Annotated in this window: 11 protein-coding genes; 1 reads left to right on the top strand and 10 read right to left on the bottom strand. The window is 62.9% G+C overall.

Features of this window, described 5'->3' with window-relative positions:
- On the bottom strand, positions 1-1,170 hold a 1,170-nt coding region (locus QXF46_01505; protein ID MEM0225533.1), incomplete at its 3' end, for a hypothetical protein.
- Between the two features lie 68 nt (positions 1,171-1,238).
- The gene (locus QXF46_01500) at positions 1,239-2,240 is read right to left on the bottom strand and encodes a zinc-dependent alcohol dehydrogenase family protein (GenBank protein ID MEM0225532.1); all 1,002 of its coding nucleotides are present in this window, start codon (positions 2,238-2,240) and stop codon (positions 1,239-1,241) included.
- 79 nt (positions 2,241-2,319) lie between these two features.
- Between QXF46_01500 and QXF46_01495 the strand changes: the two genes are divergently transcribed.
- A complete protein-coding gene (locus tag QXF46_01495; protein MEM0225531.1) occupies positions 2,320-3,042 on the top strand; it encodes a ribbon-helix-helix protein, CopG family in 723 nt (240 codons plus the stop codon).
- Here the strand turns inward: QXF46_01495 and QXF46_01490 are convergent.
- The 8 genes from QXF46_01490 to QXF46_01455 form a co-directional block, all read right to left on the bottom strand.
- On the bottom strand, positions 3,039-4,619 hold the full coding sequence (locus QXF46_01490; GenBank protein ID MEM0225530.1) for an ATP-dependent DNA ligase: 1,581 nt from the start codon (positions 4,617-4,619) through the stop codon (positions 3,039-3,041). The genes QXF46_01495 and QXF46_01490 overlap by 4 nt on opposite strands.
- 36 nt (positions 4,620-4,655) lie before the next feature.
- The gene (locus QXF46_01485) at positions 4,656-5,150 is read right to left on the bottom strand and encodes a DUF1854 domain-containing protein (protein ID MEM0225529.1); all 495 of its coding nucleotides are present in this window, start codon (positions 5,148-5,150) and stop codon (positions 4,656-4,658) included.
- Entirely contained in the window at positions 5,119-7,341 is a 2,223-nt protein-coding gene (locus QXF46_01480; protein MEM0225528.1) for an ABC transporter ATP-binding protein, read from the bottom strand. Before QXF46_01480 ends, QXF46_01485 begins: the two co-directional genes overlap by 32 nt.
- 142 nt (positions 7,342-7,483) lie before the next feature.
- On the bottom strand, positions 7,484-8,440 hold the full coding sequence (gene radA, locus QXF46_01475) for a DNA repair and recombination protein RadA (GenBank protein MEM0225527.1): 957 nt from the start codon (positions 8,438-8,440) through the stop codon (positions 7,484-7,486).
- The gene (locus QXF46_01470) at positions 8,437-9,000 is read right to left on the bottom strand and encodes a hypothetical protein (protein MEM0225526.1); all 564 of its coding nucleotides are present in this window, start codon (positions 8,998-9,000) and stop codon (positions 8,437-8,439) included. Before QXF46_01470 ends, radA begins: the two co-directional genes overlap by 4 nt.
- Entirely contained in the window at positions 8,997-9,353 is a 357-nt protein-coding gene (locus tag QXF46_01465) for a hypothetical protein (protein MEM0225525.1), read from the bottom strand. The genes QXF46_01470 and QXF46_01465 overlap by 4 nt, the downstream gene beginning before the upstream one ends.
- Positions 9,354-9,384: 31 nt before the next feature.
- Positions 9,385-10,674: a 2,3-bisphosphoglycerate-independent phosphoglycerate mutase gene (gene apgM / locus QXF46_01460; GenBank protein ID MEM0225524.1), complete on the bottom strand. Its 1,290-nt coding sequence runs from the start codon at positions 10,672-10,674 to the stop codon at positions 9,385-9,387.
- 35 nt (positions 10,675-10,709) lie between these two features.
- Positions 10,710-12,191 carry a hypothetical protein gene (locus QXF46_01455; protein ID MEM0225523.1) on the bottom strand — a complete coding sequence of 494 codons (1,482 nt, stop codon included), beginning with the start codon at positions 12,189-12,191 and terminating at the stop codon, positions 10,710-10,712.
- Positions 12,192-12,197: the final 6 nt, after the last annotated feature.

Here is a 12,197-nt window from a genome sequence, read left to right as displayed (position 1 = left end):
CCTCACAGCCGCGCCCTCCCCCACGCTGATGAAGGACTTGACGAGCCTCGACTGCTCCGCGTACGTGGCCGCGTGGTCCCTTACCCAAATCGGGTTGTACGTGTGCAGCCCGTCGAAGACGGTCAGGAAAGCCGTGTTGAAAGTGTCTGCGATCCAGATCGCCTTCACGCCGGCAGACTCCTCCGCCCTCCTTAAAACCCCCCGCCAGAACTCGGGGTCTCTCGAGTAGGCTTCAACGGCGTACACGAAGACGACCGGCCTACCCTCGATCTTGAGGAAGGCCGGGTGCTTCGAGTACTTGCTGAGGACGTAGGAGAGCTCCCTCGCGACCTGTTCGGCCGTCATCTCGCGCACCGACTCGTAGTAAATGGTGAGGTTGAACCCAGCCTCCCCCGCCACCTCAAGCATGCGAGAGAACGCCTCGTCCTCGAAGCTGCCAGGGCCCCACCACGATACGATGAAGCCGTCGATCCCCGCGGCCTTTGCCATCTCGATGTGGGATTTGACGAGCCTCGCATCCCACGAGTCGTAAGGCCCCAGCAGCGGGAAGTTCGTCGCCGAGCCGATCTCCGCGTAGGAGACCCTCTCCCAGTGGAACCAGCGTCGCGACGCTCCCTGAGGGTTCCCATACCAGGGGTAGTAGAAGGCGAGCACAAGCCTGGGTGCTCGCAGCTCCCTCACCTCCACCGCGACCGCCTGCGCTCCGAGGAGAGCGGACTTCGGCAGCAGCGAGCTCCTGGGATTAACGCCGGCGCTGCCGGGCACGACGCCGGTGTTGGTGAAGCTCCACACCAGCCTCTCCTCGCCCTCCACGATCGCGAGCACGCGGATCGTCGTGTACTCGAGATCCCCCTTCGCGACAGTCACGTTCACCGCGTCGTTCGTAAACACGAGCCAGCCCTCAACCCTGACCTTGACGAGTGTCGTGTCGTACTGCCTCTTCCCAACGTGGATCGAAGAACCCGCAGCTGTAACCCTCAGGTCGGGCGCTCGCTCGCCCTCTACGATGGAGAAGCTCAGCGGGGTGAAGCCCGGTACCGTCACTGTCGTCCAATCGGACTTCGTCTCAACCTCGACAACGACCCTGAACGCTGTTACGCCGTTGGATTCGGTTAGGCTGGCCACCAGCGCGAGAAAGGCGAGAACGGTGATAACCTTTGCGGCGCGCATCGTGTGAACACCGCATCCGCGAGCTTTAAGCATTCTTAAGCCGGCCGCGCCCGGATCCCTCGTCAGCCTTAGCGCGTGGAGAGCACGATTGAGCCCGCGGGCGGCCTATGCTTAAGCTCGAGGAGCGCTTCGTTAGCGTCCTCCAGCCTGTAGACCTTCACAGCGGGCCGGACGCCAGCCCTCGCTGCCTCCTCCAGGAACTCGCGCACATCCCGGCGCGTGACGTTGGCGACGCTCTTCACTTCGCGCTCGAGCCAAAGCAGCTCGTACTCCAGCCTCTCGATGGGCGTCATGTAGATGCCGGCGAGAACGAGGCGGCCGCCCTTCTCCAGCTTCCTCAGCGCTTCCACAGCCACCCAGCCCGCAGGCGCAAATACGATGGCCGCGTCAAGCCTCACGGGCAGCTCGCCCCGCGCAGACCCCGCCCACGCTGCGCCCGCCTCCAGCGCCTGCCTCACCTTGCTTTCCGACTCTGTGAAGACGTACACTTCCACCCCCTTCGCAACTGCTACGGGTAGGATCATGTGGGCTGAGGAGCCGTAGCCGAAAAGGCCCAACCTGCCTCCCCGCTCGAGGAGCCCCGTGAGCCTCAGAGCCCTATAGCCGATCGCGCCGCCGCACAGGAGGGGGGCTGCCTCCTCGTCGCTGTATCCCGGCGGTATCGGGTGGACGAACTCGGACTTAGCGATCATGCACTCGGCGTAACCGCCGTCAACATCGTAGCCCGTGAAGACCGCACTGTCGCAGAGGTTCTCGAGACCGGTGCGGCAGAACCTGCACGTTCCGCAAGCCCAGTAGAGCCAGGGCACGCCAACCCTATCGCCCACGCGTACACCCCCCGCATCCTCCCCTACTTCGCGCACAACGCCGACCACCTGGTGGCCGGGGGTGACAGGCAGCTTGTGCGGCTTGAGCTCCCCCTCGACGATGTGGAGGTCTGTGCGGCAGACTCCGCACGCTCGCACGTCTATGAGGACTTCATCCCTTGCTGGTGAGGGTCGGGGGGTTTCGACTAGCTTGAGGGGCTTCTCCTCGATTGGCGCCGGCCGCTCGAGGATTACGGCTCTCACGGTTCAAAGCTCAGCGCGGGAGGGTAAAGGCTTTCGGTTAAAGAAATGCATATATACTGGCGTAACTTACAACTTTACGATGGCCGAGAAGGTAAGGTCGAGGCTCAGGGAGCTGGAGTCGGAGTTCGCGAGTCTTTTCAAGAGCTTGAACGAGGAGCTGAAGAGGGTGGAGGCTGACGTTGAGAGGGGCAGGGTTGACGCTGTGGAAGCGCTTAGAGGGCTCCGCGAGCACCTTAGGGGCCTCAGGTCGAAGCTCATCGACTCCAGGATCGAGCTGCGCTCGATGCTGAGGGAGGCAAGGCTCAGCCTCCGGCCGGACGAGTGGGAGGAGTTGAGCGAGGAGGTCGACGAGTTCTTCGAGCGGTGGAGGGACGCTTTGGAGGATCTGCTGGACGACATGAGGGATTTGGCCAGGAGGGCGGAGAGGGTGAGGCGGAGGGTGGTTGTGTTCACGGATATCGGGAAGGTGATCGAGGAGAGCTTGGAGCAGACAGCGAAGGGGCTGGAAGCCGCGCTCGCCAAGCTGAAGGAGGCCTTGGAGAAGGGGTTGGAGGGGCCCTCCTACGCCGTCTCCGTGCGGCTGCCGCAGAGAGACCTGGAGATCGTGGATGCGCTCGTGGAGGCTGGGATCTTCAAGAGCCGCAGCGAGGCGATCGCCTTCTTCGCTCACAAGGGTATCGAGGGCTCAAGGCACCTGTTCAACGAGGCGCTTGCGAAGCTGGAGGAGCTGAAGGCGCTGCGCGAGAAGCTCAGGGAGGAGCTGAAGAGAGCCTTCGGGGAGGGGCAGCAGGCGTCGAGCTAGGCCCCCACCTTCGACTTCGTGCGGAACTGCTCCTCATAAGCCCTTTTTACATCCTCTATGGTTGACGCCTCGTAGGGGCTCTTGTCTGGCCTGAGTCTCACGATCCGCGCGAAGCGCAGTGCGTATCCCGACTTGTACTTCGGGCTTCGCTGCACCTCGCTAAAAGCGACTTCCGCAACGATGGCCGGCTTGACCCAGACTCGCCAAGGCTCCTCCTTCACCTTCAGCTCGAGCAGCTTCCTCGTCATCTCCTCGAACTCCGCGTCCGTCAAGCCCTTGAACGTCTTCCCCACGATCAGGAACTCGCCGGTGGAGGGGTCCAGGGCGGCGAGGTAGTAGTCGCTCAACCAACCCGTCCTGCGCCCGTGCCCCCACTCGGCTCCAACGATCACGAGGTCCAGCGTCTCGGCCGGCTTCACCTTGAACCAGTACTTGCCCCTGGCGCCCGGCGTGTAGGGGCCGTCGAGCCTCTTGACCATAACCCCCTCGTTCCCCCTTTCGAGGCTCTCCCGGTAGAAAGCTTCAGCCTCCTGAACGTCACTCGTCACGATCCTTTCGATCAGCACTTCGGGGTCTGCGACGCTCTCCAGCAGCTTCCACCGCTCGGCGTAGGGCAGGTCGACGAGGACCCTACCGTCGAGGTAGAGGATGTCGAAAGCCCTGATCTCGAAGGGCATCTCCTCGGCCATCCTCTCGACGGCCTCCCTCCTCCTGATCCTCCTCACAAGGTCTTGGAAGCGCAGCGGCTTCCCCCCTCTGAAGCTCACGGCTTCGCAGTCGATGACGGCCTCGCCGGCCCTCACGTGCTCCAGGACGAGCTCCACAACGTCTGGAAGGCTGGAGGTCACGTCCGTGAGCCTCCTAGTGTAGAGCTTAACCTCCCGGCCGCGCTTGTGCACCTGGAGGCGGACGCCGTCGTACTTGTACTCGACCACCGCCCTCCCACCGCACTCCTTCAGCGCCTCGCGGACGTCCCTAGCCATTTCGGCCAGCATTGGGCGGACGGGGTGGAATAGGCGCAGCTCAACCTGCTCCGGCCTCACACCCTTCAGGAGGAGCTCCGCTAGATCGCCTATGTCGCCCGCGAACATGTACGCCTTCCTCACGGCCTCCGGGCTGGCCCCGCAGGCTCTCGCTAGCGCCTCCAGCACGAGCCCCTCGTTCGCGCCCAGCCTCGGTTCCCCGAAGATGAAGCGCGCGAGCATCTCAACCTCCTCCGGGTCCATATCGACGAGCAGCGACTGGAGCACGCGCAGCTTCCTCCGCCTCGAGTCTTCTCCGTTGATCCTAGCGACTCTCTCCAGCGCCTCGTAGACCTCCCTCACGGTGAGTTTCCGCCTCTCGAGCGGCACGACACCCCTCACGCTGCTAACGGCCTCGCTGAGCAAACTGTACCCCACGCCGAGCTCCAAATCCGCGTAGGCCGGGAAAATCTCGCCCGTCAGGAGCCTCACGACGATCGCCGCCTCAGCGGGGTCCAAGCCCCGTAAAGCCGCGGCGAGCATAGCAACCTTCTCGTTCCTCGATGACGTAGACTCGAGGAGCTTGGCCAGCTTTACAAGCTCTTCGAAGAGCACGAGTCAATCCCGCCCAAGGAGTTTAGAGAGTAACGCTCAGATCATCATGCTCAGTAATAGCCTGCTCCTGTTGTCTAGCTTCTCGGGCTCCTCCACGATGTACGCGCGGTTGTAGATGTCCCGTATCAGGAGCCGGCCATCCCTCAGGACCCTCACCGCCCGACCCCACGAGTAGAATGTTACCTCGCCTTTGTCGGTGACGACTTTCCACTCGTACTTCCCCTCTACGCTCCGGATGCTGAGGACCTTCTTGACCTTCGGCATGAAGTAGATGACCTTGAGGACCCGCTCCATCAGCTCCCTCGACTTGGGGTCGAGACGGCGGTAGTCGCGCAGCATGCCCAGCTCCTCGTTATCCCTGTACAGGATCACGATCTCGGGGTAGGAGAAGGGGAAGGGCCTCTTCGGCCTAACCCCCTTGTACGCTACACCGTCGATCTCAACGTCCATCTCGTCCAGCCGCGCTTCCAGCACTCTGACGCGGAGGGGGTCGAGGATCTTAAGGCTGCTGTGCGAGGACAACCTGCTCACCCCCACCCTCAGCCTTCGCTTCTGTCATCCTCATGAGACCCTTCAGCTGCGCCTCCCAGAGACGCTTGTACAACCCGTCCCTCTTCAGCAGCTCCTCGTGCTTGCCCTCCTCCACGATCCTCCCGTTCTCCATCACGATGATGCGGTCGGTGAACCGGAGCGTCGAAAGCCTGTGGGCGATGATGATCGTGGTCCTCCCCCTAGTTATCCTCTCCAGCTCCTCCGTCACTTCGTCCTCCGTCAACGCGTCCAGAGCGGCTGTCGGCTCGTCGAGGATCAGGATCTTCGGGTTCTTGAGAAGCGCAGCCGCAAGTGCGACCCTAGCCCTCTCGCCGCCCGAGAGGCGGGAGCCCTGCATGCCCACCTCCGTGTCGTACGCTTCGGGGAGGCGCATGATGAAGTCGTGGGCCCTCGCAACCTTCGCTGCCGCGATTATCTCCTCGGGCGTCGCATCGGGTTTGCCCAGCATGATGTTCTCGGCAATCGTTGTGTCGAGCAGGACGGGGTTCTGCAGGACGATCGCCACCTGGCTCTTCAGGGAGGAGAGCTTGATCCTCCTCACGTCGATCCCATCGTACTTGAGGACGCCCACCTGCGGGTCGTACAGGTGCAGGAGGAGCTTAGCCAGCGTCGTTTTACCTGAGCCGCTGGGCCCCACGAACCCCACCCTCTCCCCCGGCGCGATCCTCAGAGTGACGCCCTTGAGCGCGTAGTGGATCCCGTCGTAGGTGAACCACACGTTGTCGCACTCGATGCCCCCCTTCAGCTCGAGGCTCACCGCGTCGGGCGAGTCCTGGACGTCGGGCTCGAGGTCGAGCAGCTCGAAGACTCTGCCCGCTGCGACAGCGAGCAGCTGCAGGTTCCTCACGTTCTCGATGAGGCCGAAGACGGGGGAGTAGAACTGCCACATGTAGCTCGTGAAGGCCATCAGCGAGCCGAGGCTCATCACACCCTGTAACACATCCCTGCCGCCGAACCACCACACGAGGAGGCTGCTGATCGTGAAGGCGAGCCCGACCGCGGGCCATATTTGCTGCTCAAACTTGAAGACGTCCATCTGCGCGCGCTCGAACTCGGTCTGCTGGCTCTCGAACCTATCGACGAACTCGCTCTCCTTCCCGAAGCTCTTGACGAGTATCGCGGCGTTAATAGTGTCCGAGATGACGGAGACGATCCTGGACCACTTCCGCCACAGCCTGTGGTAGTATCGGCTGGCCGTCTTCCTGTAGATGAGGTTCCCGGTCACGCTCACGGGTATCGGCATGAGGGCGATCAGCGTGAGCCATGGGTTCATCGTGGCGAGCATGATGCCGACGAACACGACCATCGCCGCGTTGATGAAGAGCGGGATGAAGGCGGCGGAGAGGAACCACTGAACTCTGTTCACGTCGTCAACGATCCTCGACCAGAGGCCTCCCGCCCCGAACCTGTCGTAGTGGGTGAGGGAGAGCTCCTGCAGCTTCCTGTAGACGTGGCTGCGGAGCGTGTTTGTGACGCCCACGTTGAACCGTGTGTTGAAGTAGGCGTTGAGCGAGTTTAGCACGGTGTTGACGAGGTTGACGGCCAGTAGCCCGAGGATCACGTTGAGGAGCAGATCCGCCCTGCTCTTCATCAGCACCTCGTCGACGAGGATCTTCATCAGGTAGGGCGGGACGAGCCCAACCACTCTGATGGCGACGGCCACGACGATCGTTGCCACGAAGATCCCGGTGATCGGCTTGAGAAGCCCGAGCAGGCGGATGATAGCCGCTCTCACGCTCTTACGCTCCTCCACCTTCGACTTGCTGAGGAGCTGATCCTTGAGGAGCTGGTAGGGGATTTTCCCGACGACCAGGTTGTTGACTATCGTGACGAGCTTGTCGAACGCCTCCAGCCTCCCCCTAGTGAAGACCGCCAAGCTGCGGGGGCCTTCGTCGGTGTCGACGGTTAGCACGCACGTGTTGATGTAGCCCCTTATCGAGGCGGATGTGATCTTTTCGAGGGGGACCGCGTCGACGAGCCTCTCGTTGACCACTAGGAGCCGAAGGTTGGTGAGAACGACGAGCTCCTCGCCGTAGTCTCCACCCACCATGTCCGTCTTCGCCAGAGCGACAACCTCCTCCCCCTCCTCGAGCATCGACTTGACGCTGGAGGGGATCTCATCGGGTTTAGGGTAGATGCGCAGCGAGTCTTGGTCAAGCGATGCCGGCATACCAGCAACGCCCCTCCCCGAAGCCCAATTAAACGTTTCCTACATTGAGACAAGGTTTAAAGTGCCTGGCGCAAGCTCTAATCGCCCATGAAGACCCATTGCAGCGCTGGATCATGATGAAAAGGTTTCCGGCCTGAGGCTCCTAGGCGCTCTCGACGCCCTTCTCGGTCACCATGAACTTCGCGCTCGCTCCGCGTGGGAGGATGGGGGAGTCGAGAACCTCCATCAACCATACATCTCCAGCTCTCCGTAGAACCAGCCTGTGCGTTGAGGCGTGGGCGATGATGTTGCCGCCGGCGGGCACCTTCAACGCGACGCCCCAGGGCACCGGCTGGGAGAGCACCTGGTTGGTTATCGCGACGACGGCTCCGTACCGCCTCGCGTATCGTTTAAGCCAGTCCAGCAGGTAGTTGATCCGTTGCTGCCTGGCTGCCAGCATCTCCCTGCCCTTGAACTCGGCACGGTACAGAGCTATGATGCTGTCAACGACTATGAGCCGTACATTGTCACGGAGTAGGGAGGGTAGATCCTCGATAACCGCCTCCTCCAGCTCGTCCACGTTCAACGGCCTAACCACGTACAGGCCGGCCAGCGCGTCCTCAACGCCGAAGCGGTCGCCGATCGCTTCGACCCGCCCCGGGCTGAAGGTGCCCTCCGTGTCGATGTAGACGGCTTTCCCCGAAAGCCCCCCTTTGGATGGGGGCAGCTGGGCCGTCACAGCGAGCTGGTGGCAGAGCTGGGTCTTCCCCGTGCCGAACTCGCCCGCGAACTCGTAGATGTCCCAAACCCTCAGGCCGCCGCCCAGCAGCTCGTCGAGAGCCCCAACACCGGTCGTCAGCAGGTCGCGTTCCTCGAGCATCCTCGCGTACTCTGGACCCCTAAACGTGCGCTGAACCTGTCGTGCTTCACGCACGTGCTTCCTCGCGGCTCTGACGATCGCTGCTGCTTTCTCCAGCTCAATCCCGGCCCTCTCAGCCAACTCCTCTGGGTTGAAGAGGGCTAGATCCTCGACGCACTGGACGGCTTCGGCCACCTTCTCGAGCGTCAGCTTGCCCACCCCGGGGACCTTCAGCTCCCGAACCGGCGTGCAATCGCTCACAGGACCTTCACCTCGCCGTCCACGACCACCAACTCCTCGCCCCTCCAGCCTCTCGCCCTAATAACGGTGTGGAGCCAGCGCCATAGGCTGGCGAGCCCCGCCGATCCCGTGACGATGAAGGGAACCTTGTAGACGCTGCTCACCCTCTCCATGATGTCCAGCGCGTAGAGTACCCCCTCTCGGGCGTGCCTACTGAAGCGTGCGTCAAGCTCCTCAACGAGGACTGGCCTCCTTTCGACTTCCAGCAGCTGGGGCACTTCGATGAGGAGCTCCCAGAGGAAGTCGTCGTCCCGGCTGCCCCCCACGGTAAGCGGCTCAATGTTAACCGCGAACTCAACTCCTGAGAGGAGGGCTAGGCCGGGCGATAGGGTGAGGCTGCCGGCGGGGTGCCTCAGTTCAGCGATCAGGGGTTTCAGGAGGACTCTGTGCCTCGCAGCCCGCTCCAGGAGCCTCTCCGCCTCTTCGCGGCCGACCCACTGGGCCAGCTCCTCCAGCCTCAAGCACTTGAGGTGGGTGAGCGTTAAGAGGAGCTTGCCCACCGTCACGTAGGCCGGCTTCACGTTCTCCCCCTCTCTCCGATCACCTGCAGCCACGGATTGCCGCGAAGCCACTCCGGCAGGCTGGAGGCTCTCAGCTCGGAAACTTGTAGCGGCTCGGCACCGGGGAGAACGTGTTCTGGAGCGTTGAGCTCGCGGAGCGCTTCAAGGAGCTTCATCCTCACTCGCTCCCCCTTCTCCGTCAACCTCACCAGCTTGGTACGACCCAGTCGCTCAACCCTGGCGAGACCCATTCTCTCCAGCGTGCGTACGACGCGCCAGGCCCTTCTCGAGTTCCGGTTGATTTGGGAGACCCTGACGCCGTCGCCGATGCGCAGGGTCCAGAAGAGGGCCTTCACCTCCGCCTCTCGATGCACGCTAAAAAGAGGAGAATCAGGATAAAATCCTTTACTTCAATAGGCCGTGCTTTCGGGCGATCTCGACGAACTTGGGCAGGAGCTCCCAGCCGTGCTCCACTACTCCTAAGCTACCCCTGGCGCACTCCTTCTCTGTGAAGCGTAGGACGCCGTCGGGTTTGACGCCGGGCAGGTAGACGGCGACGGGAACCGGGTCGCCGGTGTGGGCTTTCGCCCGTGGGGGTGTCGCGTGGTCCGCAGTGACGATGATAGCCGTCTCGCTCAGGTCGATTCTCTCGAGGAGGGGGGCGACGAAGTAGGTGTCGATGGCCTCTATGGCGCCGGCCTTCGCGTCGGCTAAGCCGTCGTGGCCGGGCTCGTCGGGGCCCTTCAGGTGCACGTAGACGGCATCCACTCGGCGTAGAAGATCGAGCGTTGCTCGAAGCCTCGTTAAGTAGTCACCGGCTTTGTCGCTGGTGGGCTCCCCCACTTCGGCGACCTCCATTCCCAGCAGCTTCGCGATGCCCCTCTCGACCGGCATCTCCACAACCGCGCCGAACCTCAAGCCGAAGCGCGCTTCGATCGGCTCTACCTTCGGTAGCGCTCCACCCGCATCCCTGACGAGGATGACGTTGGCCTTCGGCTGGCCTTTCGCCTCCCTCTTCTTGTTCACCGGGTGGTTGCTCAGCACCTCTATCGCCCTCCTCGTGAAAATGTTGACGAGCTCCGCCGTAGCCCGGGCCTCCGGCGTGTCGACGAGGGGTTTGCACTCTGCTACGCGCTTCTCGAAGGTTGGCCTCGCGACCGATATCTTGCCGACCCTCGCGTAGGCGGGGTCGGTGTTCTCAACTTCGTCTGAGAGCCTGTGGCTCCTGCTGCCGACGACTACGACTCCTCTGTGCCCGACCGTGGCCTTGACCCTCACGTAGCCGTCGTAAGCCCCTAGCTCCATCCCGTCGAGGGCGTTCGCCAGCTCGCGCGCCTCCTCGGAGTGCAGGCTCCGCCCCACCCTTCGATCAAGGATCTCGAGAGTCCTCTCGTCTATAGTGGCGAAGTTCGCTCTGAAGGCCACCTCATAGCCCTCCCTAATCTCGATGTCAGCCCCGAGGGCCTCTAGCGGCCCCCTACCCGTGTAGTACACGTGCGGGTCGTAGCCGAGGAGGGCCATGACAGCAGCGTCGCTCTCCGGGGCAACCCCCCTCGCTATGGGGTACATCAGACCGCAGAGGGAGAGCCGGGCGATCCGGTCGAGAGCTTCGGTCTTCGCTAGCTCGAGGCTCGTCTTAGGATCGGTGGGGGAGTCTGCAGCCCCGTCAATGACTAGGTAGATCAGCTTCACCATCGGCCACCCCTCTCTGGAGCGTTAATAAGCCTGCGCTACAAAGGCAGTTTTACCAGCTCCTTGCGCAGCTCGGACAGCGCGCGCTCGAAGCCCCGCTGCTCCCTGGGGCTCGGGACGGCTGGGGTGCGGATCAGACGGGCGGCGAGCTTGCAGATCCTCAGCAGCGATGCCCTAACGTCGGCTGTTCCAAGCTTTACAACCTCCGAGCGGAGAGCCCCCAGATTAAGCTCTGTGCTGTTCGAGGGGAGTAGGCCAAGTTTGAGCGCGATGCTCGACGATAGTAGCTGTAGAGCCCTTGAAGTGAGCTCCTTCCGCTCACCCGGGTCCCAGCCGCTCGCTGCCTCGAGGTAGTTCAGCGCCAGCGACTTGTACCGCTCGGCCACTTCGGCGGGAGCTGAGGCTGCCAAGTCCAGCCACGCAAATGAGACCTTGGGGGCTGTGTACCTGGCGATGCTCCTCAGCTCGTCGAGCCTAAGCACGCGCCCCTCGTAGAGCAGTGGGGCCGACGCTACCAGCTCCCGGAGCTCCTGCGCCACCCGCTCAGCGTGCAGCTGAACTAGGCGCCGAGGCGGCTTCAAGCCTCGCTCGCTGAGCACTTCGAGGGAAGCTTCCCGTAGGAGCCTCCAGGAGAGCCTCCTGATAACTCCATCCACCTCCACGTAGAGCCTGTCGAGCGCGTAGACGTAGTGGTAAAACCTCTCTGCAGAGCCCGTGGCTGGGAGAACCTCATCGAGCAGGCTGCGGATGAGCAGCGCGAGAACCCTCCTTGACACGTACCTCCTGCCCCTCAGCGCCCTCTCGATGTGCTCCAGAACCGTGGGAACCGCAGCGTAGGGCACTCCGCAGCCGTACAGCGACGCGGCCAGCTTATCGAGGTTGAAGGGTTCCAGCGAACCCTCCTCGTCGACGACACCGATCCCTCCGCTCGATCGTGTTCGCGGCCGGATCCTGAGCTCCGGCAGAAGGGAGTTCAGCAGTTTCTCACCCTCCCTCGTCAGTTCGCGCAAGTCGCTGCTCAAGTAGCCTTGCTCCGCTAGGCGCGAGAGCTCCGCGTCGACCTCCGCTGGGTCGAGGCCTAGGTAGGAAGCTGCCAGTAACGTCCTCGCCCTGCTGAAGCCGCACAGGTAGTGGATCAAGAGGGGCAGCACACCTTTCCCCAGCCCGTTGTGCTCAACGCCCTCGGCGGCGACCCTGATCAGGAAACCGAGTGTGCTTGGGCTTGGTAGGGCCTCCTCAACGTCAACGAAGCCGCGGGGGCCCAGCATCACCGGCTCGCTCCTCAACCCCAGGCTCCTCCACAGCGCTTCCGACACAACCCTCTTCGCCTCCGGCAGCGCTTCGGGCTCGCAGTGGAGGTGTATGAGGAGGAGGTTCTCGGGCTGGTCGTACTCCCACCCGTCCAGGATCGCGCCCCGCTGCTCCAGCAGCTCCTTAACCCTGCTTAGGGTCGGTTCAACCGCTTCGATGCTCTCCAGCTCCGCCGGGAACCTGAAGCCCACCAGGAAACGGCCCCTCATGGTTGT

This window comes from Thermofilaceae archaeon, from assembly GCA_038731975.1.
Taxonomy (GTDB): Archaea; Thermoproteota; Thermoprotei; order Thermofilales; family Thermofilaceae; genus JANXEW01.
Note: the sequence above shows the minus strand (reverse complement) of the source record. Positions and strands in the feature narration are given on the sequence as shown.